Here is a 23,545-nt window from a genome sequence, read left to right on the forward strand (position 1 = left end):
ACACACCAGCTCCGGCGGCCGTGGTGATCCGGCCGCCGGAGCTTTCGCCCGTCAGGAGACGACATCACCATGGACACCATCGACGAGCAGATCATCAGCGAACTCACCCGCAACGCCCGTATCTCCCACGCCGAACTGGGCCAGCGGGTGAGTCTCTCCCGCAACGCCGTGCGCCAGCGCGTCGAGCGGCTGGAACGGCAGGGGCACATCTGCGGCTACACGATCGTCCGCCGGTCGGACGGCCCGGACCGCGGGACGGTGACCGCGCACGTCCTGGTCTACCGCCAGGACCGGATGCGCGGCGGAGACGTCCTCGCCGCGCTCCGGCGCATCCCCGAGGTGGTCTCCTGCGACGTCCTCAGCGGCCAGTTCGACCTGCTGGTCAGCGTGGAGGCCGCCTCCCTGGAACGCGTACAGGGCATCTGGGAACAGATCGCCCAGATGCCCGGTGTACGGGACACGGTGACAGCGCTGGCGCTGTCCCGGGTGGTCAGCCGGCGGCAGGTGTGAGCGGCATGCCGGTCAGTGCCCGCAGATGCCGTACGACGGCTTCCGCGTAGCCCGGTTCGGCGGCGATGCCGGTGCCGATCGCGGTCGCGCCGAGGCTGGTCTCGGCCGGCAGCGGCAGCGTCTCGCCGATCCGCTCGACGTCCTCGGCGAGGGGCACGCCGAACGCGGCGAACTCCCGCCCGGGGTCATCGGCACCGCGTCCTGCAACTGGGTGCGCCCGACCTTGACGACGGTCGCGAACTCCTCGCCCTTCGCGGCGAACGCCCCCGAGAGCAGGGTGAGTTCGGTGCGCAGTTCGCCCAGCGAGGCGGCGACCGCGATCCTCAGGGCCGTGGGGTAGGTGTCGTTGGTGGACTTTTGGTGCTGGTGCCCGCGCCGCCCTGGACGACGTCCACCGGGAACTGCTCGTGGTGCCGGCCCTCCGCGATCGCCCGGCAGGCCGCGGAGACGGCCTCCACCTTGGGCGGCGTGAGGACGCCCAGCTCGCCGTTGGCCAGGGCCGCCGCGTGCTTCACCAGGGCCAGGGCGCGGACGAGGTGGGGGTGCGCGGCGACGGGCACCCCGCTGACCCGGAAGTTCTCCAGGGCGCGGGCGGTGTGCGCGCCCCAGTACGCCTCGGCCGGCACGCGCACCTCCCCGAGCGCGTCATGCTCGACACGGAAACCGCTTACGTGCCGGCCCCGTTGAGGCAGACGACCTTCGGCTGGGTCATCTCCTCGTAGGCGAAGCGCACGCCCTCGCGGCCCATGCTGCCGTACTTGAAGCCGCCGAACGGCATCGCGTCGAAGCGGTAGTCGGAGGAGTCGTTGACCATCACGCCGCCCGCCTCCAGCCGGCGGGCGGCCGCCATGGCCCGGTCCAGGGACGAGGTGAAGATCCCCGCGTGCAGGCTGAAGTCGATCTCGTTCGCCCGCTCGATCGCCTCCTCGAGGGAGTCGACGGCCTGGAGCACGACGACGGGCGCGAACGCCTCGTCCCGCCAGACGGCCGCCGTGCCCGGCACGTCCTCCAGCACGGTCGGCGGGTACAGGGCACCGTCCCGCTCGTGCCCGCACAGCAGCCGCGCCCCGCCGGCCAGCGCCGCGGCGACCGTGGCCTCGGCGGCGGCCGCCGCCCGCTCGCTGATCAGGGGGCCGACATCGGTGCGCTCGTCCGCCGGGTCACCGGTGCGCAGCAGCCGGGTCCGGGCGACGAAGGCGTCCCGGAAGGCCTCGTAGACGCCCCGCTCGACCAGGATCCGCTGGGTGCCGATGCAGTTCTGCCCGGCCGCCCAGAACGCCCCGGACACACAGGCCTCCACGGCCGCGTCCAGGTCGGCGTCGGCCAGCACGACGACCGGCGCGTTGCCGCCCAGGTCCATGGCGAGCTTCTTCAGCCCGGCCGAGCGCGCGATGGCCTCGCCGGTGCGGAAACCGCCGGTGAACGACACCATGCGCACATCCGGCGCGGCGACCAGGGCCGCCCCCAGCTCGGCGCCGCCGTTGACGACGGTCACCACCTCCTCCGGCAGCCCGGCCTCCACCAGCGTGTCGACCAGCCGCAGCGCGGACAGCGGGGTGAGCAGGGACGGTTTCAGCACCACCGCGTTGCCGCCCGCGATCGCCGGCCCGAGCTTGTGCGCGACCAGGTTCAGCGGGTCGTTGTACGGCGTGACGGCCGCGATGATCCCGAGCGGCTCCCGGGTGAACCAGCCCGTGCGGCCCTCCGACCCCGCGTACGCGTCGAACGGCACGACCTCACCGGCGTTGCGCCGCGCCTCGGCCGCCGACAGCCGCAGGGTGTTCACCGCGCGCCCCGTCTCCTTGCGGGCCTGGGTGATCGTCTTGCCGGCCTCGGAGACGATCAGCCGCGCGAACGACTCGGCACGCTCCTCGATCAGCCGGGCCGCGCCGTCGAGCACGGAGGCCCGGGCGGCGCGGGACAGCGACCGGGCCGTCGTGCGGCCCGTCCGGGCCCGCCGCAGGACCTCGTCCACGGCGTCGGCCGCGGTGAGGCAGACCGAGCCGATGGTCTCGCCGTCGTAGGGGCTGCGCACGGGGGACATGCCCTCGCCGACCGGCAGCGGCACGGAGTACATGGTGGTCTCAGCCACGGCGGGCCTCCTGAAGGATCCCGGTGCCGGAGACGGCCCGGTGGTGGATGCCGATGACGTCCGAGAGCAGGGCGTACGCCGTCTCGGTGCGGCCGGCGCCGGGGCCGCCGACCGTGACGGTGCCCAGCAGGTCGGTGTGGAAGGCGAGGGCGTTGGTGGGGCCCGAGACCCCGGCCAGCGGGTGCTCGGCGGGCAGCGCGACCGGCGCGACCCGGGCGACGACCGTGCCGTCGGCGTGCCGCTCGGCGGAACCGACCAGCTTCCAGCGCAGCCCCTCGGAGGCGGCCCGCCGGACGTCCTCGGCGGTCAGGGCGGAGATACCGGTGCAGGGCACGTCGGCGCGGGTGAGCTCGGCGCCGAGCACCTCGTTCGCGAGGATCATGACCTTGAGCTGGACGTCGTAGCCCTCGACGTCGGCCGTCGGGTCGGCCTCGGCGTACCCCAGGGTCTGGGCCTCGGCGACGGCGTCCGCGAAGGACAGACCGGACTCCAGACGGCCGAGGACGTAGTTGGAGGTGCCGTTCATGATGCCCTCGAAGCCGTTCACGGCCAGGCCGCCGAACATCCGGCGCGCGGTGCGCAGGACCGGCGTCCCCGACATCACCGTCCCCTCGAACTCGAAGGACACCCCGGCCTGCCGCGCCAGCTCCTTCAGGGCCGGGCCGTGCAGCGCGACGGGCCCCTTGTTGGTGGTGCACACGTGTTTGCCGGCCTCGATCGCCCAGCGCACATGGGACAGGGCGGGCTCGCCGTCCGTGGGGTTGGTGAAGGTGGCCTCCGCCACGATGTCGGCGGGCACCTCGCGGATCACCCACTCGTTGCGCGGCTCCGGGCTGCCTCCGGGCATGCCGGAGAAGTCCAGCCCGTCCGGGGCGACCGCGAGCAGCGGGGCCAGCGCGATGCCGTCGCCGTCGGTCCGGACCAGCGATCCGGCCCGCAGATCGGTGATGGCCACCACCCGCAGGGCGAAGCCGAGTTCGGCCTCCAGTCCGTCTCCACGTGCGGCGATCAGCTCGGCGAGCGCACGGTTCACCCCGCCGAATCCGATGAGCGCGATGTCGTAACGGGCCATCGGGACCTCACCTTCCTCTCCCTCTCGTGTCCGCCGGCGTCGGGCCGCCGGCGGGAACACGCTCAGCCTCGGGCCGCGGCGCGTCAGTGCGGCCCTGCCGATCCGCCGCGCAAGGCTGTCGATGTGCTCGGGGCGCAGGGCGTTCGTCCTGCGGCCCGATGCCGGTCGCGGGGCTGGGGCGGCTGGCTATAGTGCCGAGGTGACGACGAACGGCCCCGCGCCCGGTCGGCCCCCGGGCCCGACCACGGCCTCCTCCCTGCGCATGGCCCTGCGGATGGTGAGCACGGTGCTGGACCGGGAGACGTCCGGCCGGAGCGGCTTCAACGTCAGCCGGCTCGCCGACGAGGTCGGCGTCGAGCGCAGCAGGGCCTCCCGCACCACCCAGGACCTCTGCGACAAGGGCTTCCTCGAGCGCCGCGAGGACGCGACGCTGCGGGCCGGCGAGTCGTTCTTCGCGGTGGCCGCGTCCCTGCACCCGGGGCTGCTGCGCCGCAGCCGTCCCGTCCTGCGCCGGATCGCGGTCGCGCACGGGGCCGGCGCGCGGCTCTCGGTCCGCGACGGGGTGCAGGTACGGCTGCTGCGGTCCGAGTCCGCCGCGGGCACCGCCCCGGACTGGCTCGGCCGCGCGAGTCTCGTCACCCCGTGCTGGTGCACCGGCGCCGGCCGCGCGCTCCTCCTCGACCACAGCGTCGAGGAACTCACCGCGCTCCTCGACGACTACGAGCTGATCGGCGTCGGCGGCCCCAACGCCGCCCGCTCGGTCGCCGAACTCGTCGCCGCGGGCGACCGCGACCGGGTGCGGGGGGTCGTCGCGGCCCACGGCGAGTTCGAGCACGGCGTCACCGAGTACGCCGTGCCCGTGCGGGACGCCGGCGGACACATCCGGGCCGCGGTGTCCGTGGTCGGCCGACAGCAGGACCTGCTGCCGCGCGAGCGCGCGATCCACGCGGAACTCACGGCGGCGGCCGACACGCTGGCCCGGTCCGACTTCCTCTAGTGCCTGCCGCGGCACTAGGTCCTTTTACGTCCCTCAGTCGCCGGGGATCGTGCGGAGGGCGGCGATGTCGAACTGGAGCCGCACCTTCTCGCTCACCATCGCGCCGCCCTCGGCCAGCCGCTGGTTGTACGTCAGACCCCACTCGGACCGGTTGATGGTGGTCGTGCCGTCGAAGCCGACCCGCTCGTCCCCGAAGGCGTCGACGACATGACCGAGATAGGTCAGCTCCAGCTCGACGGGGCCGGTGGTGCCCTTGATGGTGAGGTCGCCGGTCATGCGGTAGACGTCGGCGTCCGTCAGCCGTACCGCCGTACTGACGAAGCGCATCCGCGGATGGGCCGTGGCGTCCAGGAAGTCACGCCCGGTCAGATGGGCGTCGCGCTGCTGCACACCGGTCTCGACGGACGCCGTGGACAGCACGATCTCCGCGCGGGAGCGGGCCGGGTCGCGCCCGTCGAACCAGAGGCGGCTGCGGTACTCGGTGAAGGCGCCGCGCACGGTCGTCACCAGGGCGTGGCGTACGGAGAAACCGATCCGGCTGTGCGCCGGGTCGATCATCCACTCGCCGGTCAGCGCGGCCAGCCGGGGGTCGGGCGCCGGCCCGCCGTCCGGAGTGAACGGCGTTGGCTGGTAAGGGAGTCGGGGGAATGTGGGGGGTTCCGGGCGGCGCCGGGACGCAGCACGGTTGAACAGGTTCATGATGCACGTGCTTACGGCACGGTGGAGACCGTCGCAAGATGCTTCAGAAAACGCTTACACGTTCGCCACGACCCCCTCGGCCCACCCCCAACCCACCCCGGCTCGCCCCTGGCCCGGCCCCGCCGGTCTGCCGATCAGCTGGTCGATCCGGGCCTGCGGGAGGGCGTCGACCGGATAGGTGTCGTCGGGCGCGCCGGGCTCGGCGTACCGGGCGAGGTTGTCGTCGGTGATCTCGAGGAGCGGGACGTCGATGGCCGCGGGCACCTTGACCCCCTCGCGCTGGGCGACGGCCGCCTCCAGGGCGATCACCGAGAGATAGGCGGGCTGGGCCGTGGCCAGGGCGGAGAATCCTTCCGCCTGCTTGCTCCGCCACAGCTTCAGAAAGCCGTTGTAGTTCTCGCCGGTGACCGGGACGAGCCTGTCGTCCTCCTCGACGAGGGTCCGCAGCACGGCCGCCGACAGCGTCCCGCCCGGCGAGAAGACACCCCGGACGTCCGGGTGCCTCGCGTACGCCGAGGCGAAGGCCCTGGCGGCGGGGTCCACGGAGTTCGCGCTGTGCACGGTCTCGACGACCCTGATCCCGGGGTGGCGGGCGAAGACGGCGGCGGCCCCCGCCCACCGGTCGTCGCGGCCCGTGGTCCCGGCGGGGCCGGTCATGGCGATGATGTCGCCCCGGCCGTCGAGTGCGTCCACCAGCCAGTCGGCCAGCATCGATCCCCAGGCCCACTGGTCGGTGCCGACCTTGAGGACCACGGGGCTGGTCGGCAGCGAGTCGAAGGCGACCACGGTGATCCCGGCGGCGACGGCCTCCTCCAGCACCGGGTCGAGCGCGGTCGGCGAACCGGCGTCGACCAGGATCACGTCGTACGTCTGCCGGATCATGGCGCGGATCTGCGCGATCTGGAGCGTGGTGTCGTCGCCCGCGTCGAAGGCCTGGAACGAGCCCACCTTGCCCGCCGATCTCAGCCGGTCGACGTCCCCCTGGAGCGTCGTCAGCGTCTGGCTCATCCACGCGGTGGTCAGCGAGGTCGTGGACCAGCCGACCTTCAGGTTCCTCGCCTGCGCGGGCGCGCCGCTCACGTCCTCGGCACCGGCGTCGGGCCGGACGGTGCACGCGGAGAGCGCGACCAGCGCGCACAGGGAGGCGGCGACCGCCACCGCACCGCGTACCGAACGTGCGTTCATCAACGTCCCTCTCATCCGTCGGAAGGAGACAGCATTTCTCGCTTTGCCAGTTCTTTACAACCTGGGTCCGGGCCGCCTCGTCTCTGCGCATGTTCCGTCCACGCACTGACGAAAGAGAGCGACAGATGCGACTCATGTCCCGAACGGGCCTCGCCGCCCTGGCCGTCGGCACCGCCCTCCTGGCGGGCGCGGCCCCGGCCTTCGCCGACACGGCGCCGTCCGCCGTCCCCAGCAGCCCCGCGGTGACCGAGGCCAGCCCCGTCCCCTCGGCGACCGAGGACGCCGGTGACGCCGGTGACGCCCGGGAAGCTACCAAGGCCCCCTCCGCCGTGCCCAGTCAGGTCGGCGTCGTGCCGAGGGGCGCCGCCGACACCGGTGTCGGGGAGGACTCCGAGGGCCACGGCACGCTGATCGGCGGCGGTGCGGCCGCCGCCGCGTTCGCCGCGGCCGGCGCGGGCTTCCTCGTCGTACGGCGCCGGAGGGCGAACGGCGCATGAGCCCGCTCTCCAGGCGCGCCCTGGCCGCCGCGGCCCTCACCGTCCTGCTGACGGGCTGCGGCGGTCCGGCCGACCGCACCACCGACGGGGCCTCCGCCGCCCCCGGCACGCCCTCGGCCCCCGCCCCGACCCGCACCGCACAGGCCGCGCGCCCCCTCGCGCGCTCGGTGCCGGTCGCGCTGCGGATCCCGGCCATCGGGGTCGACACCCCGCTGCTGCGGCTGGGACTGCGGGCCGACGGCACGGTGGAGGTGCCGCCGGTCGAGGCGCACGACCGGGCGGGCTGGTACGGGCACTCGCCGACACCGGGACAGACCGGGCCGTCGGTGATCCTCGGCCATGTCACCGTCGGCGAGTACGGCGACGGTGTCTTCCGGCACCTCGACCGGCTGCGCCGGGGCGACCGGATCGCGGCGCGCCTGGGGAACGGCACGACGGCCGCGTTCGCCGTCACCGAGGTACGGACCGTCGACAAGGCGGACTTCCCGACCGAGGACGTCTACGGGAACGTGGACCGGCCGGAGTTGCGTCTCATCACGTGCGGCGGTCCCCGCAGCGGGGACGGCTACCGCGACAACGTGATCGTCTTCGCCGCGCTGACCTCCGACTCCACCACCATCTCCGCGGGAGAACGTTGAAACGGCCCGCCCGCTCCCGGGAGCGCGAGAGGGCGGCGTCCGACCTGTTCGCCGCCCTCTACCCCCGCCTCGCCGGCTGGTGCCGCCGGCTCGTCGACGACGACGGGACCGCCCACGAGATCGCCTCGGAGGCCTTCACCCGGCTCTGGGCCCGCTGGACGTCCGTCGCGGAACCCCAGGGCTTCCTCTACGTCACCGCCGCCAACCTGGTCCGCGACCACTGGCGCAAGCTGGAACGCGAACGCCGGGCCGTGCGCCGGGCCACCGCCGAGGCCGCCGTGCGCCCGCCCGCCGAACCGGACGACCCCTCGGTCCGGCTGCTCGTGCAGTCGCTGCCGGACCGGCTGCGCGTGCCGATCATGCTGCACTACTACGCTGACATGCCGATCCGGGAGGTGTCCGTGCTGACCGGGCGCAAGGAAGGAACCGTCAAGGCCGACCTGCACGCGGCCCGCGAACTGCTCCGCGCCCACTTGAGGAGAAGCCTTGATCACACCCGCTGACGACTTCGACGACGGCCCGGACCTCGACCGCCCCGACCCCGACGACCCGCTCACCGTCATCCTGCGCCCCGCCGCCGGCCATCTCGTCCCACCGCCCGGCCGCTACGAGGAGATCCGCCGGGGCGCCTCCCGCCGCCGGCTGCTGCGTACCACCGCCGGGGTCGCCGCCACCTGCGCCGTCGCCGCGCTCGCCGTACTGCTGCCGCTGCGGCTGACCCCGCACGACGCGCCCGCCCGCCCCACCGTCCCGCTCGCCCCGGCCCCGGCGAGCAGCCCCTCCACCGGACCGGACCCCTCCACCGGACCGGACCCTTCGGCCAGCCCGGTCCCCTCCGTCGCCCCGGACACCTCGCCGACCGAGCGGCCGGGCACCCCCACCGCCTCCAAGGCGTCCCGCACCTCCGACACCGGCGGGGTCCGCGACGCCCCCACCACTGCCCCCGGCACCGCCCGCTCCACCGCCGCGGAGGCGCCCTCCAGCACGCCCTCGGCGTCGAGTACGCGCCGTTGAGGCCGATTCACACGCCGTAGCCGTGACCCCCTCACTGCTCCTACCCTGGAAGTCGCCGTCGGGGGAGGGTGGGGGACGTGTCGCGCAGCCAACCGCAGCCGCCGGGACGCCGGCTGGAGGACTCGATCGCCTGGGCCGTCCGCAACGCGGACGGGGTCGTCGCCATCGGGGTCGCCCTGACCGTCGGGCTGCTGGACATCACCGGCCAGGCCTTCGACCGGGACAACAACGTCGTCACCGGATCCATCCTGCTCGTGCTGGCCGCCCTCGTGTTCGGCTCGCTGACCGAGCGCCGACGGCGGATGGCCGACATCCGGGCCGCCACCGCCGCGACCGGCCGGGCGATCGAGGACCTGGCCATGGTGCGCTCCCTGGCCGGACCCGAGGTGACCCTCGCCCACGAACAGGCCCGCCGCTCCACCGCCCGCTGGGTGTTCAAGGGCGGCACCGGCACCTATCTGCGGGCCGTCACCCTGCCCCAGTGCGTCCTGGAGGCCCAGCGGCAGCGCCGCGCCCTCAGCATGAAGATCGACATCGTCAACCCGGCCGACGACCGGGTCTGCGAGGCCTACGCCCGCTTCCGGCGCACCTTCGGCCACGACACCGCCGGCGGCTGGACCACCGAACGCACCCGCAAGGAGTCGTACGCCACCGTCCTGGCCGCCGTCTGGCACCGGCAGCGGCTGGACACCCTGGAGATCGACGTGCACCTGAGCTCCGTGGCCCCGGCACTGCGCTTCGACCTCTCCGACACCTGTCTGATCATCACCCAGGACGACCCGCGCCGCGTCAGCCTCTGCGTGGACCGGGACCGGCCCCTGTACGACTACTACGTCACCGAGTTGCACCAGAGCCGCGAGCAGGGCGTCAAGCTCGATCTGCGGGAGGCGACCGAGCTGAGCGACGAGCCCACCGTCGACGAGGTCAGACGCCTGATGGACCGGCTCGGGGTGCCCCTGCCGACCCACTTCACCGACCGTGACGTCGGCGAGGTCGTCGACAAGGCACTGCACGCCGAGGACCCCTACCGCAGCTGAGCGCGTCCGACTCCGGCCCTGGGGGGAGACCATGGACTACCCGGCCCTGGAACGGGCCGCCCGGCGGGGTGAGTCCGCCGAGCTGGTGCGGCACGCCGCATCGGAACTGCGACAGGTCGTGACCGGCCACCGCGTGCTGCGCGCGGTGCGCCATCCACTGGGGTTCGTCTGTCTGCCCGTCCTGCGGGACGGAGCCGACGGCGTCTGCGTCCATGTCTTCGGACCGACGGACCCGATCCTGACCGACCACCAGGTGCACTCGCACAGCTGGGACCTGATCAGCACCGTGCTGTACGGCCGGCTGGACAACCGGCGGATGGGGGTGGCCGAGGAGGCCGCGGACCCCACCCACCGGGTCTTCGAGGTGCTCAGCCGCCCCACCGGCGTGGACGAACTGCGGCCCACCAGACGGCTGGTGCGCTGTGTGCCGGGCCCCGGCCAGACCAGCTCCCGGGGCCAGACCTACGCCCTTCCGGCGGGTGAGTTCCACACCACCGTGGTACCGGACGGCCGTCCGACCGCCACCCTGGTGCTGGGACGGACACTGCCCGGCCGGGCGGACCTCTCCCTGGGCCCGCTGCGGGCCCCGGGGCACCGGGTGGTCCGCAGGATGTGCGACGCGGCCCAGACCGCCCGGATCGCCCAGGCCGTGCTCAGGAGGATCCATGAGCCCGAACCCCCGTCCGTCGGCTGACCTCGACCCGGAGTGCCGTACGGCGGTGGCGGCCGCCGAGGCCGCGGGCGCCCTGCTGCGCTCCCGCTTCCCGGACGGCTTCGCGGCCCGCCCCAAGGGCGGGAGCGGCGATGTCGTCACCGATCTCGACCTGCTGGCCGAACGCCTGGTGGTGGACCGGATCCGCGAGGACTTCCCCCATGACCGGATCCTCGCGGAGGAGACGGGAGCCGCGGCGGCCGGGGACGGAGGCAGCCGGACCTGGCTCGTGGACCCCCTCGACGGCAGCAACAACGTGGTGATCGGGCTGCCCGTCTACGTCGTCGGGATCGCGCTGTGCGTCGACGCGCTGCCGGTGGTCGGGGTGGTGCACGAGCCGCTCACCGGCCGGACCTGGTCGGCCGTGCACGGCGCCGGCACCCACGGCCCGGCCGGCCGGCTCACCCCCGCCCCCCGCCCGGCCGGCCCCGCCGGACCCCTCCTCGCCTGGACCCAGGGGCACGCGGTCCGCCGCGACGACCCCACCGCCCGCACCCTGCGCCACACCCTGGAACTGCGCTCCCGACGGCTGCTCCAGCTCTGGGCGCCCCTGGCCGCCTGGGCCATGCTCGCCCGCGGCGACATCGACGGCTTCGTCGGCTACCGCGCCGAGGCGATCGACCTCCCGGCCGGTGCCCTGCTCGCCCGCGAGGCCGGGGTGACCCTGCGCCACCTGGACGGCCGCGACTTCCCGGCGTCCTTCACCGGACCCGACACCGACCGCTCCTTCGTCGCCGCCCGCCCCGAACTGCTGCCCCGGCTGCTGGACCTGGTGGCCACCACCGGCGCGGCTACCGCGTCAGCGCCAGCGCTGTCACCGACGCCGCGACCGCGCTGACCGCCAGCACCGCGCCCGTGCCCATCAGCCGGGCCACCGGCACCCGTACGCCGTACGCGACGCACCGCTCGTACCAGAGCAGGGTCGCCAGGGAGGCCCACGGGGTGATCACCGGACCCGCGTTGGTGCCGATCAGCAGGGCGAGGAGCTGGTCGTGGTTGCCCACCGGGACCGCGCCCTCGCCGGCCAGATAGACGGGCAGGTTGTTGAGGACGTTCGACAGCCCGGCGCCGACCGCCGCCGCGCGGAACAGACCCAGGACGCCACCGTCGTGGCCGACCGCCGACGACAGCAGCGCGTGCAGACCGTGGGCGTTGACCGTCTCCACCACCAGGAACATCCCGGGCACCATCACCAGCAGCCGCCACGGCACCAGCGACCAGCGCAGCGCCTTCCGCTCCCGCGCCGAGAACGCCACCACGGCCACTGCGGCGGCCGTCGCCGACGCCACCCACAGCTCCACGTCCGCGACCAGGATGGCCAGCAGAAAACCCCCGCAGGCCAGCGCACAGGCCCGGAACACGACGGGGTCGGCGGGCCGGTGCACCCCGGGCGGCACATACCGGTCGACGCGCCCCGGCCCGGATGCCCGCGACGCCTGAGCCCGCCCCGCGCCGGTGCGCAGTTCCTCCGCGCGGGCCGCCCCGGGGCCGTCGCCCGGGCGGCCCTTCGCCGCCGGTGCACGCCTGTCCCGGCGCCAGAAGAAGCCCCACAGGCAGGCCATCGTCACGGCGATCGCCGCCAGCTGCGGGGCCCACATCCGGCCGGCGAGGCCCAGCGGGGACAGCGCCACCCGGTCCGCGGCCAGCAGGTTCGTCAGATTGGAGACGGGCAGCAGCAGGCTCGCCGTGTTGGCCAGCCACACCGTCGTCATCGCCAGCGGCACCGCCGCGATGCCGACCCGGCCGGCCAGCGCCAGCATCACGGGCGTCAGGAGCACCGCCGTGGTGTCCAGGTTGAGCGAGATCGTCGTGACCGAGGCGAAGGCCACGCAGAGGAGGAAGAGGAGGGGGTAACTGCCCCGGCCCGCCCGGGCCACCCTCGCCGCCACCACGTCGAACACCTCGGCCCTGCTGGTCAGTTCGGCCAGCACGATCACCGTGCCGAGGAACGCCAGCAGCGGGGCGATCCGGCGCATCGCGTCCCCCGCGTCGGCCGCCGGCAGCAACCCCGAGGCCACGCAGAGCAGGCCGGCCGCGAGCAGACCGATCGCCACCCGGTCCAGTACATGCAGACGCCGTAAGACAGACACGGGGGAAGGGTCGCACAGATGTGCTCCCACGTGACCAGGTGGTTGGCGCGAAATCAGTCCAAAACGACGCTCGTCCATTGCATCATGAATATATGGGGGACCGTCAGATGAGCGGGAACACCGGGCCGTTGGACTTCTTCGTCAGTTACTCGCCCGCCGACGAGCGCTGGGCGTCCTGGATCGCCTGGACCCTGGAGGAGGCCGGCTACCGCACCGTCCTCCAGGCCTGGGACTTCGTGCCGGGCACGAACTTCGTGGACTTCATGGACCGGGGGGTGAGCGAGTCCGCGGCCGTCATCGCCGTCCTCTCCCGGAACTACGAGCGGTCGAGGTACGGCCGGATGGAGTGGCAGGCCGCCCTGCGCGCCGACCCGGACATGCCCGAGCGGCGGCTGATCACCGTCCGCGTCGAGGACATCCCCGTCGAGGGGCTGCTCGCCACCATCACCTACGTCGACCTCGTCCCGGTGACGGATCCGGCCACCGCCCGCGAACTGCTGCTCACCCGGGTCCGGCAGGCCCTCGACGGACGGGCCCGCCCCAGTCTGCGGCCCGGCTACCCCGGCGAGGGACAGCCCGTGCCGCCCGCGCCGGCCGTGCCGGTCGCACCCCCGCCGGGCCGGCCGCTCGGCGGCCTCGGCTGGGCCGGCCGGCGCCGGCCCCCGGCCCCGCCCGCCTACCCCCGCACCGGTGCCGACCCGGCGGTCCGCGAGGCGGTCACCGTGCTGCACCTGGCCGGACCGGTCTTCGGGCGCGGCCAGGACCCGGCCGAACTCCAGGCGGCGATCTGGGGCGACCTCGTCGAGCTCACCGACACCGGGGCACCCTCCCCGGACCTGCTGGTCGTCACCGGCGACCTCACCGCCTCCGGCAGCCCCCGCGAGTTCGACCAGGCGCTCGCCTTCCTCACCGGACTGCGCGCCCTGCTCGGCCTCGAACCGCACCGCGTCGCCCTCGTCCCCGGCGGCCACGACGTCAACCAGGCCGCCTGCCGCGCCTACTTCAGCACCTGCGAGGCCGACGAGATGCCGCCCCGGCCGCCCTACTGGCCCAAGTGGAGGCACTTCGCCCGCGTCTTCCGGGAGCTCTACCAAGGGCTCGACGTCGTCTTCGACAGCGACCAGCCCTGGACCCTGTTCCCGGTACCCGAACTGCACACCGTCGTCGCCGGCCTCAACTCCTCCATGGCGTACAGCCACCGGCTGGACGACCAGTACGGCATGGTCGGCCGCGAGCAGGCCGCCTGGTTCGCCCAGGCCCTCCGGCCGTACGAACAGGCCGGCTGGCTGCGGATCGGCGCCCTGCGCCACGCCCCCGGCACCACCCCGCAGGGCGTCCTGCGCACCGCCGCCCGCAACGGCTCCGGCCCGCTGCGCGACACCGACGTCCTCGCCCGCCTCACCGCACCCCGCCTCCATCTGCTGCTGCACGGCCCGGCCGGACCCGGCGCCCGCCCGCTGCTGACCACCACCACCGGCGAACTGCCCCTGCTGGGCAACGCCGGACCCGCCCGGCACCAGCTGCTGCGCATCGGCCGCGACGGACTCGCGACCTGGCCCGGCCCCGGCGAACCCCGGCAGGACCGGGTCGAATGGCGCCGCGCCCACCGCGCCTTCGGCCCCGCCGACCCCACCGCCCCCGATCCGGAGGCGGCCCGCGCCCCCGACCCCGAGCCCCGCGCCGTGCAGTCCCCGGCCGAGGTGCTGCTCGCCCGGGTCGCCGAGGTCTGCCGCACCCGGCACGAGGGCGCCCAGATCCGCCCGGTCGACGGACCCGTGCCCCAGCTCCTCGTCACCTGGACCCAGTCGGGCTTCGTCCGCCAGCAGCGCGTCGCCGTCCACACCGGCACCCCCACCGCCCAGGACGTCGACCGGGTCGTCGCCCTGGTGCACGCCGCCGACTCCGAGACCGAGGCCGAACTCGTCCACGACGGACCCCCGCCCGCCCGTGAGCTCAGAGACCTGGCCCGCCGCAGAGGCGTCCGGGTGCGCAGCTTCACCGAGTTCCAGGGTCTGCTCGACCTGCGCGCCTACGTCGGCGCCCAGAGCGAACGCCTGCGCACCGACCCCCGCTACCCCCCGGGCATGTACCTCCCGCAGCGGTACCGCGAGATCGAGCGGCTCGACGCCGAGGACCGGGACGGACTGGTCGACGCCATGCTCCGCCTCCTCGACTCCGACCAGGGCCGCTTCCTGTTGCTGCTCGGCGACTTCGGCCACGGCAAGACGTTCGCGCTGCGCGAGCTGGCCCGCCGTGTCCCCGCCGAACTGCCGCACCTCGTCCCGCTCCTGGTGGAGCTGAACGCCCTCGACCGCGCCTACTCCTTCGAGGGGCTGGTCGCCGCCCACCTCGCCGCGCACGGCGTCGACAACATCGACCTGCGGGCCTTCCGCTACATGCTCCAGCAGGGCCGGATCGTGCTGCTCTTCGACGGCTTCGACGAACTCGTCACCCGCGTCACCTACGACCGGGCCGCCGAACGCCTCCAGGTGCTGCTGGACTCGGCCGTGGACAGCGCCAAGATCGTCGTCAGCAGCCGCACCCAGCACTTCCGCTCCCAGGGCCAGGTCCTCACCGCCCTCGGCGAGCGGGTCGGCATGCTCCCGCACCGCCGTGTCCTCGCCGTCCAGGAGTTCACCCCGCAGCAGATCCGCGCCTACCTGGTCAACCGCTACGACGGCGACGAGCGCGCCGCCGACCGCCGGGTCCGGCTGCTCGACGCCATCCCCGATCTGCTCGCCCTGTGCCGCAACCCCCGCCTCCTCGGCTTCGTCGCCGACCTCGACGACGACCAACTGCGCGCGGTCGCCGGAGCCGGCCGCGCCCTCAGCCCCGCCGGGCTCTACCAGGAGGTCCTCACCGCCTGGCTGACCTTCGAGGAGCAGCGCGCCACGGGCGGTCCCGGCCGCGCCCCCGGACTCGGCATCGACCAGCTCTGGGCCGCGGTCACCGCACTCGCCCTGAGACTGTGGCAGACCGGACAGGAGTCGCTGCGGCTCGACGAGCTGACCGATGTGGCCGAGACCCTCACCGGACTCGCCGCCAGCCGGCTCTCCCCGGGACAGGCCGCGCACGCCGTCGGCTCCGGCAGTCTGCTGGTGCGCAGCGAGGACGGGGTGTTCCGGTTCATCCACGGCTCGGTCGTGGAGTGGCTCATCGCCCGGGAGTGCGCGAACCGCCTCGTCGGCGGGGACAGTGCCCTGCTCGCCCGGCGCCGGCTCAGCCAGCTCGCCGTGGAGTTCCTGTGCGACCTCGCCGACCACCGCGCCTGCCAGGAGTGGGCCGAGCGCACCCTCGACGGCGACGAGGACGAGGTGGCCCGCGCCAACGCGGTGAAGATCCTCTCCCGGCTGCGGGTGCCCGCCCACACCGATCTGCGCGGGGCCGCGCTCGCCGGGGAGGACCTCTCCTACCGCGACTTCTCCGGCGTCGACCTCACCCGCGCCGACCTCACCGACGCCCGGCTGGTCGGCGCCAACCTGGCCGGCGCGGTCCTGCGCGACGCCCGGCTGACCGGCGCCCGGCTCGACGGCGCCGATCTCTCCGACGCCGATCTGCGCGGCGCCGACCTGCGCCGGGCCCGGCTGATCCGCACCGACCTCACCGGCGCCCGGGTCGAGCGCGGCCGCTGGCAGCGCGCCGCCCTGGTCGCCGCCACCACCGACCCGCGGCTGCTGCGCGCGCCCGAACTGGCCGCCGCCGCCCTGGCCCCCGGCATGGCCGTCGACTCCGGCTTCCGGCCCTCCGCGGTGGGCGTGCCCTACGGCTTCGACATGCGCACCAGCCGGCTGCCCGAACCGATCTCCTACAGCCCCGACGGCGAACTCCTCGCCGTGGGCGCCGAGGACGGCGGGGTGCTGGTCTGCGACGCCGCCACCGGCACCGCCCTGCGCACCCTGGAGGGCCACACCGACCGCGTCTACGCCGTCAAGTTCCGTGAGCGGGTCCTCGCCACCGGCAGCGCCGACGGGACCGTGCGCCTGTGGGACCCGGTCTCCGGGCGCTGTCTGCATCTGCTGGACATCCATCCGCGCGGGGTGTGGCCCGTCGCCCTGGACGCCGGCGGCTCCCTGCTGGCCACCGGGGACGCCGAGGGCGTGGTCACCGTCTGGGACACCGCCTCGGGCACCCCGCTGCACCGGCTGCCCGGCCACTCCGCACCCGTCTACACCGTGGCCTTCGACCCGGGCGGCGCCACCCTGGTCACCGGGGACGCCTCCACCTCCGTACGGCTGTGGGACCTCGCGACCGGGCGGTGGATCGGGGAACTCCCGGGCCACCAGAGCGCGGTGTACCGGGCGCGGTACAGCCCGGACGGCACCCTGCTGGCCACCGGCGACCGCGGCGACGAGCGGCACAACGGCACGGTCCGGATCTGGAACGCCGCCGACCGCGGCCTGCGGCACGAGTTCAGCGGGCACACCGGCCGCGTCTACACCCTCGACTTCCACCCCGGCGGCCGCTACCTGGTGAGCGGCGACACCGAGGGGGAGGTACGGCTGTGGGACCTGGTCGAGGGGAGGGGCGCCGGACTGCTCGGCGGCTGCCGGGGCGCCGTCTACCAGGTGCTCTTCTCCCCGGACGGCACCCTGCTCGCCGCCGGGGACAGCCAGGGCGTGGTCCGGCTCTGGCGGGTCGAGCCCGACGCCGACCCGGTGGCGGTGCCGCTCACCCGGCAGCCCGCCGAGCACCGCGGCTCGGTCTGGGTCTGCAAGTTCCGCCCGCACGGCGACGCCCCCGCCCCGGACACCGGCGCCCTTCTCGTGACCGGCGGCAACGACGGGGTCGTCCGGCTCCACGACCCCGCCACCAGCCAGGGCCGGCGCATCCTGCGCGGCCACGGGCGGCGGATCGGCACGCTCTCCTTCAGCTCCGACGGCTCGATACTGGCGGCGGGCGGCAACGACGGCGTGATCCGGCTGTGGGACTCCGGCACCGGGCAGCGGCTGCGGGAGCTGACCGGCCAGAGCGACCGCCTGGTCTCGGCCGTGTTCAGCCCGGGCGGCAGCCTCCTCGCCACCGCGAGCAGCGACGGCGACATGTATCTGTGGAACGCCTCGACGGGCGAGTACCAGCGCGAGATGGACGTGGAGACCGACCACGTCTGGGCCGAGGCGTTCAGCCCCGACGGCGACCTCCTCGCCACCGCCAACGACGACGACACCGTCCGCCTCTGGTACCGGGCCACCGGCGCCCATGTCGTCACCATCGGGGAGCACTTCGGCCGGGTCCGCTCCATCGCCTTCCGGCCCGACGGGCAGGTCCTCGCCACCGGCTGCGACGACCGCCGGGTGCGCGTCTGGCATCTGGACGAGCAGCGGGTCACCGCCGTCCTCGACGGCCACACCGACCGGGTGTACGCGGTGGCCTTCGCCACCGACGGCTCCTGGCTCGCCAGTGCCTCCTGGGACGGGGACGCCGTGATCTGGCGGGACGGGGTGGCCGTGCACCGGCTGTCGGCCCACACCGGCAAGCTGTGGACGGCCGCCGCGCACCCGTTGCGCCCGCTCCTCGCGACGGCCGGCGACGACCGCACGGTCCGCCTGTGGGACGCCCACACCGGGCGCGCGAAGGCCGCGCTGAGCGGCCACACCGGACGTGTCCTGGCGGTCGCCTTCAGCCCCGACGGCTCCCTGCTGGCCAGCGGCGGCGAGGACGGCACGGTCCGGCTGTGGGAGGTCCCGGCCGACGGCCCGGCGGCCCTGCGCGCCACCCTGGTCGGTCTGCCCGGCGGCTGGGCCGCGCTGGCGCCCTCCGGCGGCTACAAGTACGAGGGGGACGTCACCGGCGAGTTCTGGCACGCGGTCGGCATGTGCCGCTTCGAGCCGGGGGAGCTGGACGGGCATCTGCCGGGGGTGCGGAACGTGGCGCCGGAGGATCCGCTGAGGTAGAGCCCTGGTGCGTGGTGCGCACGGTGAAGGCCGCCGTGTGCACGGTCCCGTCCGCCCGGAAGCCCAGGAAGAGGCGGTGGGGGCTAGTGCCGCGGCAGGCAACGTTCGCCCCGTCGCGACGCCCGGCACGCACTCTCGCCGCACCGACCGAAAGCCCAAGTACGTCCAGTACGAGGACTTCCGGCCGGCACGCCGAGAGCACGCACCGGACGCCGCTCCTTGACGGGCAGACGTTGCCTGCCGCGGCACTAGGAGAGCGCGGCCATGATGATCCGGCCGACGACCGGGTTGGCGTCCTCGCTCTTCGCGTCCGTCGAGTTGACCGAGTAGACGAGGGTGCGGCCGAGGTCACGGGTGGCGGCGATCGCCGCGCTGGAGCCGTAGCGGCCGCCCGACTTGAACCAGTAGACCCGCCCGCCGAGTTCGTACCGTGTGAGCCCCGCGCTGTAGGCGGCGCCGGGGATGTCCGCCGGGACCGTGAACATCTCCCGGAGCTGCGGCTCGGGCACGATCCGGCCCTTGAAGAGGGCGGTGAGCAGCCGCTCCAGGTCGGCGGTCGTGGAGATCATGTCCCCGGCCGCGAACCGGTCCGCCTGGTTCCACTCGGTGACGTCCAGGAACTCCGTCGTCCCGTCGGCCTTCTCCACCGCCTGGTAGCCGAGGTTGTGCGGGCCGAGGATACGCGGATCGGTACCGGGGAAGTAGGTGTCCCGCATCCCGGCCGGCGCCAGCACCAGCCGCGTCGCCTCGGAGGCGTACGACCGCCCGGTCACCTTCTCGATCAGCAGCCCGAGGAACGTGTAGTTGATGTTGAGGTAGTGCTGCTTCCTCCCCGGGCAGAACTCGGGCTGCTTCGCCCCCGCCGACGCCGCCACCTGCTGCGGGGTGAGGGTGTCGAAACGGTGCGCGTACACCTCCTCGAAGGTCTCGCCGAGGCCGTCCCCGGCCGGGATGCCGCTGGTGTGGTTGAGCAGCTGCCGTACCGTGACCGGCCGGAACTGCCTGCCGAGCAGGCCCGGCAGATAGCGCTGGATCGACCGGTCCAGATCGACCTTCCCCTCGGCCGCCAGCCGCAGCACCGCCGCCGCCGTCACCACCTTCGTCGTCGACCCGGCCCGGAACCGGCCGTCCGGGTCCGCCGCCGTGCCGCTCTCCAGGTCGTGCACGCCCGCGCTGCCGCGCCAGGTGCCGTCCGTGCCGCCGACCCGGACGAGGGCGGCGGTCGCGTCGGCGTCGGGGAGGCCGGAGACCGCGGCGGCGAGGGCCTGTTCGTCGAGCGTGCTCGCCGGCCGGGCCGAGGGTGCGGCGAAGACGGGGGCGGCGGCCAGCGGTCCGGCCGCCGCGAGGGCCAGCGCGAGGGAGGCGGCGAGGACGGTCGTGCGGCGACGAGCGCGCATGCGGGGACTCCAAGGAGGAAAGGGGCTGGTGACCGGAGGGTTCGTGATGATCCTCCGGCGGGGCGCACGGAACCGGATCCTCACCGGGGAGGGCACCCGCCCCTGACCGCACCCGGAGCAACTGCCTTTAGGAATAGGGGAGTTGTGGGGGTGGCGTGGGGGGTCGACCCCTAGGGGTGCCGAAAAAAGTGTTATCCCGTCGCCGGTTCGGCCGTCCCCTCGGTGTGATCTCCGACCTTGCCAACAGCGGGGTCCCGGCTGAGAGGGTGCGGGCATGAGGACGTACGCCGACGCCGGTGCCGAGGCCGGTCGGCACTGGCGGGCCACCATCACCGCCGCGCAGGCCGGTGACCGGCAGGCGCTGGACGAACTGGTCGCGGGCTGGCTGCCGCTGGTCTACAACATCGTCGGCCGGGCCCTGAACGGCCACGCCGACGTCGACGACGTCGTCCAGGAGACCATGCTGCGCGCCGTCGGCAACCTCGGCTCCCTGCGCGACCCCGACAGCTTCCGCTCCTGGCTGGTGGCCATCGCCATGCGCCAGATCCGCGACCGGGCGCGCCGCAGGACCGCCACCCGCCTCGACGAGAGCACGGCCCCCGAGGGAGCCGCCGACTTCGCCGAACTCACCGTGCTCAGGCTCCAGCTGGAGGGCCAGCGGCGTGAGGTCGCGGAGGCGGTGCGGTGGCTCGACGACGAGGACCGGCAGCTGCTGTCCCTGTGGTGGCTGGAGGTCGCCGGTGAACTCACCCGCCGTGAACTCGCCGCCGCCGTCGGCATCAGCCGGCAGCACGCCGCCGTACGCGTCCAGCGGGTGAAGGAACGCCTGGAGGTCTCCCGGGGCATCGTGCGCGCCCTCGACGGAGCCTGCCCCGACCTGCGCGAGGTGACCGCCCGCTTCAGCGGCCGCCCCGACTCGGTCTGGCGCAAACGCCTCGCCCGGCACATCAGGGGCTGCGGCTACTGCGGGGACACCCGCGAGAACGTCGTACCGGCGGAACGGCTGCTCGTCGGCATCGCGCTGGTCCCCGTCCCGGTCGGCTTCACGCTCTCCCTCGGCCTCGGCGGCAAGAGCGCGGTGGCCGCGGCGGGCTCCGCCTCCGTCGGCTGGTCCGCGAAGGTGCTGGGCGCGCTCACCAAGCCCGCCGTCGCGATGACGGCCGGCGCCACCCTCGCGGCGGGCGGCGTCTACGTCGCCGTACAGACGCCCGACGACCCGCCCCCGCGCACCGCCGCCGTCCCCACGGCGGCGAGCACCACCGCCGAGCCGCCGCGCCCGCCCGCCCCGGCCGCCTCGCCGTCGGCGTCCCCCTCGCCGTCCCCGTCCCCGTCCGCGACGAAGAAGAAGGCGGTGTACGGCAGTGTCGTCGACGCCGTGGACACCGCGCCGGACCCCGACACCCCGCCCGGCGCCCTGCCGCACCGGCCCGAGTCCGGCATCACCAGCACCGGCGGCGCGCACGCCGTCATGAACCACCGCGGGGACGCGGTCACCCTCAGCGGACAGGGCTATGTCCTGGTGCGCTGGCAGATCTCGCCGCAGTACCGGGCCGGCAGCCTGGTCCCGCCCGCCTGGACCGGCCTCGAGGGCAGGCTGTTCCACGTGGCCTCGGGCGGCGGCCGCCGCATGGACGACCCGACGAGCGCCACCGACACCACCGCCACCGGCATGGGCAGCGCCGCCACCGGCTACGCCGTCCTGCCCGCCGGCACCCAGCAGATGTGGCAGAACGAGTACTTCTACGTCGACGGCAGCGTCACCCTCACCGTGAACGAACGCGGCGCCGACTACGGCGTGAGCGTCTTCCCCAGCACCTGGGACGCCGTGGAGAAGGACATCCTCACCGGCCCGCCCGCGGGCGCGGGGCGCTACGGACTGGTCCGCGACACCGGCGGCGACGACACCCCGGTCCCGCAGTACGTCACCCGGGACACCCCGGCCGACCCGGCGACGGTCCCTCAGGCCTCGCGCGTCCCGGCGTAGCGGTCCTGCGCGTCCAGCACCTCGTCGCCGTGGTCGTGCGCCCAGGCGCCGAACGCCTCGATCGGGGCGAGCAGCGTCCGCCCCAGGCCGGTGAGCGCGTACTCGACCCGGGGCGGCGACCCGCCGTAGGACCGCCGCGCCACCAGCCCGTTGAACTCCAGCCGGCGCAGCGTCCCGGTCAGCACCTTCTGGCTGATGCCGCCGATGTGCGCGAGCAGTTCGGTGGGGCGCCTCGGGCCGTCCTTCAGGGCCCAGACCACCACCGGGTCCCAGGTGTGGGCGACGAGGTCGAAGGCGAGCCGGGTCCGGCAGTCGGCGAGGAAGTCCTGGTCGGCGGTCACGTACCGAATGGTGCCCCAGCGGCTTCCTACTGTCGTACCGGATCCCTGCGACAGCAGGGGCTCGCACCGGAGGAGGCTTCATGCGCGTGGGAATTCTCGGCACGGGCGGCATGGCGGACGCGCTCGGCACACAGTGGCGGCGGGCCGGGCACGAGGTGGTGACCGGCGGCCGCCCGGGAGGACTGCGCCGGGCGGCGGAGCACGGCGCGGACGCCGTGCTGCTCGCCGTGCCCTACGAGGCCGCGGTGGACGTGGCCGGCGGGCTCGCCGACGTGCTGCGCGGCCGGGTGCTGATCGACTGCACCAACCCGGTGGGCCCCGACTTCGGCCTGCTCACCGCCGGCGGCCCGGCGGCCGCCGAACGCATCGCGGCCGCCGCGCCGGACGCCCACGTGGTGAAGGGCTTCAACCTCTGCCACGTCGGCGTCTGGCGCCTGACCCCGCCCGTCTTCGACGGCCGCCCCCTCGCGGTCCCGCTGTGCGGGGACGAGGAGGCGGCCCTGTCCGTCGTACGGCGCCTCGTGCGCGACCTGGGCTGCGTACCGCTGGACGCGGGCGGCCTCGACCGGGCCGGACTGCTGGAGGCGACGGCGGCGCTGCTGATCCGGCTCTGGCTGGGCGAGGGCGCGGACGCCCAGGCGATCTCGCCGCCGCCGGCCTACGCCATGGGCTGACGGGCGTCCCTGAGGGCGGTCAGGACGTCGATGCGATTGGTGGTGATCGAGTCGACGCCCAGGGCGATCAGCCGGCGCATCGAGCGGCGGGTGTCCGGGGTCCACACGGAGAGCAGGTGGCCGCCGCGGTGGACGCGGTCGGCCAGGGCCCGGTCGACGAGGGAGAAACGGTAGTTCAGCCAGCGCGGCTTGACCGCGTCGAGCAGGACCGGGCGCGTGGGCGCCAGACTGGTGCGGGTCAGGGCGATCTCGGCGGCCGGGTCGGCCGCGCGGACGGCGAGCATCTCCTCGGCGCCCGCACAGTAGTAGGCGCGGTCGGCCGCCCCCGCCTCGCGCACGGCGTCCACGACCCGCCGCGCCTGCCGTACGTCCCGGGTCCCCGGCAGATCGATCATCACCCGGCCGTCCCCGGTCGCCGCGAGCGCCTCCGCGAGGGTGGGCACCCCGCCGTCCGTCAGCCCGCGCACCTCGGCCGCCGACAGCGACCGCAGCGGCCGGTCCAGCGCCCACAGCCGCTTCAGCGTCTCGTCGTGCAGCAGCACGGGCACACCGTCCCGGGTGAGGCGTACGTCGAACTCGACGGCGTCCGCGCCCAGGGCGAGCGCGGCACGCAGTGAGCCGAGCGTGTTCTCACGGAAGCGGTAGGGGGCGCCGCGATGGGCCACGGCAGTCAGCGTCTGCATGGGCCCATTGTGTCCGGGGCGGATGTCCGCGG

Annotated in this window: 20 protein-coding genes and 1 pseudogene; 12 read left to right on the forward strand and 9 right to left on the reverse strand. The window is 74.4% G+C overall.

The genetic code is table 11. The annotated features are described in order from the left end of the window. Positions 1-69 precede the first annotated feature (69 nt). A complete protein-coding gene (locus tag AQJ64_RS28495; protein ID WP_055637456.1) occupies positions 70-510 on the forward strand; it encodes an Lrp/AsnC family transcriptional regulator in 441 nt (146 codons plus the stop codon). Here AQJ64_RS28495 and AQJ64_RS52475 read toward each other — a convergent pair. From AQJ64_RS52475 to AQJ64_RS28510, 3 genes and pseudogenes are all read right to left on the reverse strand, one after another. Continuing rightward, a pseudogene (locus AQJ64_RS52475) lies at positions 491-1,142 on the reverse strand (lyase family protein). The gene AQJ64_RS28495 and the pseudogene AQJ64_RS52475 sit on opposite strands and share 20 nt — an antisense overlap. Positions 1,143-1,177: 35 nt before the next feature. Further along, positions 1,178-2,602 carry an aldehyde dehydrogenase family protein gene (locus AQJ64_RS28505; protein ID WP_240512884.1) on the reverse strand — a complete coding sequence of 475 codons (1,425 nt, stop codon included), beginning with the start codon at positions 2,600-2,602 and terminating at the stop codon, positions 1,178-1,180. Next, positions 2,595-3,674: a homoserine dehydrogenase gene (locus AQJ64_RS28510; protein WP_055637454.1), complete on the reverse strand. Its 1,080-nt coding sequence runs from the start codon at positions 3,672-3,674 to the stop codon at positions 2,595-2,597. Before AQJ64_RS28510 ends, AQJ64_RS28505 begins: the two co-directional genes overlap by 8 nt. Positions 3,675-3,873: 199 nt before the next feature. On the opposite strand from AQJ64_RS28510, the gene AQJ64_RS28515 reads away from it, so the two are divergent. Then, positions 3,874-4,671, forward strand: a complete 798-nt coding sequence (locus tag AQJ64_RS28515) for an IclR family transcriptional regulator domain-containing protein (protein WP_055637453.1) — start codon at positions 3,874-3,876, stop codon at positions 4,669-4,671. Positions 4,672-4,704: 33 nt separating this feature from the next. Here AQJ64_RS28515 and AQJ64_RS28520 read toward each other — a convergent pair whose 3' ends face one another. Together AQJ64_RS28520 and AQJ64_RS28525 are read right to left on the reverse strand one after the other, a co-directional pair. Continuing rightward, positions 4,705-5,370 (reverse strand): YceI family protein, encoded by a 666-nt coding sequence (locus AQJ64_RS28520; protein WP_059203104.1) that lies wholly within the window; start codon positions 5,368-5,370, stop codon positions 4,705-4,707. A 54-nt stretch (positions 5,371-5,424) separates the two neighbouring features. Then, positions 5,425-6,555 (reverse strand): substrate-binding domain-containing protein, encoded by a 1,131-nt coding sequence (locus AQJ64_RS28525; RefSeq protein WP_059203105.1) that lies wholly within the window; start codon positions 6,553-6,555, stop codon positions 5,425-5,427. Positions 6,556-6,689: 134 nt separating this feature from the next. On the opposite strand from AQJ64_RS28525, the gene AQJ64_RS28530 reads away from it, so the two are divergent. The 7 genes from AQJ64_RS28530 to AQJ64_RS28560 all read left to right on the forward strand — a co-directional run bounded on the left by AQJ64_RS28530 (position 6,690) and on the right by AQJ64_RS28560 (position 11,291). Continuing rightward, positions 6,690-7,052, forward strand: a complete 363-nt coding sequence (locus AQJ64_RS28530; protein ID WP_059203124.1) for a hypothetical protein — start codon at positions 6,690-6,692, stop codon at positions 7,050-7,052. After that, entirely contained in the window at positions 7,049-7,690 is a 642-nt protein-coding gene (locus AQJ64_RS28535; protein WP_059203106.1) for a class F sortase, read from the forward strand. The genes AQJ64_RS28530 and AQJ64_RS28535 overlap by 4 nt, the downstream gene beginning before the upstream one ends. After that, positions 7,687-8,193 carry an RNA polymerase sigma factor gene (locus AQJ64_RS28540; RefSeq protein WP_059203107.1) on the forward strand — a complete coding sequence of 169 codons (507 nt, stop codon included), beginning with the start codon at positions 7,687-7,689 and terminating at the stop codon, positions 8,191-8,193. The genes AQJ64_RS28535 and AQJ64_RS28540 overlap by 4 nt, the downstream gene beginning before the upstream one ends. After that, positions 8,177-8,704: an RAD23 family protein gene (locus AQJ64_RS28545; RefSeq protein WP_244902694.1), complete on the forward strand. Its 528-nt coding sequence runs from the start codon at positions 8,177-8,179 to the stop codon at positions 8,702-8,704. Before AQJ64_RS28540 ends, AQJ64_RS28545 begins: the two co-directional genes overlap by 17 nt. A 77-nt stretch (positions 8,705-8,781) precedes the next feature. Continuing rightward, positions 8,782-9,741 carry a hypothetical protein gene (locus AQJ64_RS28550; protein ID WP_240512908.1) on the forward strand — a complete coding sequence of 320 codons (960 nt, stop codon included), beginning with the start codon at positions 8,782-8,784 and terminating at the stop codon, positions 9,739-9,741. A 31-nt stretch (positions 9,742-9,772) separates the two neighbouring features. After that, positions 9,773-10,435: a hypothetical protein gene (locus tag AQJ64_RS28555; RefSeq protein WP_055637827.1), complete on the forward strand. Its 663-nt coding sequence runs from the start codon at positions 9,773-9,775 to the stop codon at positions 10,433-10,435. Then, entirely contained in the window at positions 10,407-11,291 is an 885-nt protein-coding gene (locus tag AQJ64_RS28560; protein WP_059203108.1) for an inositol monophosphatase family protein, read from the forward strand. Before AQJ64_RS28555 ends, AQJ64_RS28560 begins: the two co-directional genes overlap by 29 nt. Here AQJ64_RS28560 and AQJ64_RS28565 read toward each other — a convergent pair. Continuing rightward, complete coding sequence (locus tag AQJ64_RS28565) at positions 11,245-12,543, reverse strand: ArsB/NhaD family transporter (RefSeq protein WP_240513021.1); 1,299 nt, start codon at positions 12,541-12,543, stop codon at positions 11,245-11,247. The genes AQJ64_RS28560 and AQJ64_RS28565 overlap by 47 nt on opposite strands. 92 nt (positions 12,544-12,635) lie before the next feature. Here AQJ64_RS28565 and AQJ64_RS28570 point away from each other — a divergent pair, with 92 nt between their 5' ends. Continuing rightward, on the forward strand, positions 12,636-18,434 hold the full coding sequence (locus tag AQJ64_RS28570; protein ID WP_059203109.1) for a WD40 domain-containing protein: 5,799 nt from the start codon (positions 12,636-12,638) through the stop codon (positions 18,432-18,434). A 248-nt stretch (positions 18,435-18,682) separates the two neighbouring features. Here the strand turns inward: AQJ64_RS28570 and AQJ64_RS28575 are convergent, their stop codons facing one another. After that, on the reverse strand, positions 18,683-19,831 hold the full coding sequence (locus AQJ64_RS28575) for a serine hydrolase domain-containing protein (RefSeq protein WP_055638585.1): 1,149 nt from the start codon (positions 19,829-19,831) through the stop codon (positions 18,683-18,685). A 274-nt stretch (positions 19,832-20,105) separates the two neighbouring features. Between AQJ64_RS28575 and AQJ64_RS28580 the strand changes: the two genes are divergently transcribed. Next, positions 20,106-21,815, forward strand: a complete 1,710-nt coding sequence (locus AQJ64_RS28580) for an RNA polymerase sigma factor (protein ID WP_059203110.1) — start codon at positions 20,106-20,108, stop codon at positions 21,813-21,815. Here AQJ64_RS28580 and AQJ64_RS28585 read toward each other — a convergent pair. Next, a complete protein-coding gene (locus AQJ64_RS28585) occupies positions 21,791-22,156 on the reverse strand; it encodes a winged helix-turn-helix transcriptional regulator (protein WP_055638179.1) in 366 nt (121 codons plus the stop codon). The genes AQJ64_RS28580 and AQJ64_RS28585 overlap by 25 nt on opposite strands. Before the next feature lie 80 nt (positions 22,157-22,236). Here AQJ64_RS28585 and AQJ64_RS28590 point away from each other — a divergent pair, with 80 nt between their 5' ends. Beyond that, positions 22,237-22,830, forward strand: coding sequence for an NADPH-dependent F420 reductase (locus AQJ64_RS28590; protein WP_055638180.1), 594 nt, complete (start codon positions 22,237-22,239; stop codon positions 22,828-22,830). Here AQJ64_RS28590 and AQJ64_RS28595 read toward each other — a convergent pair. After that, complete coding sequence (locus AQJ64_RS28595; protein ID WP_055638181.1) at positions 22,815-23,513, reverse strand: glycerophosphodiester phosphodiesterase; 699 nt, start codon at positions 23,511-23,513, stop codon at positions 22,815-22,817. The two genes, AQJ64_RS28590 and AQJ64_RS28595, sit on opposite strands and share 16 nt — an antisense overlap. Between the last annotated feature and the right edge of the window lie 32 nt (positions 23,514-23,545).

This window comes from Streptomyces griseoruber, assembly GCF_001514205.1.
GTDB classification, from domain to species: domain Bacteria; phylum Actinomycetota; class Actinomycetes; order Streptomycetales; family Streptomycetaceae; genus Streptomyces; species Streptomyces griseoruber.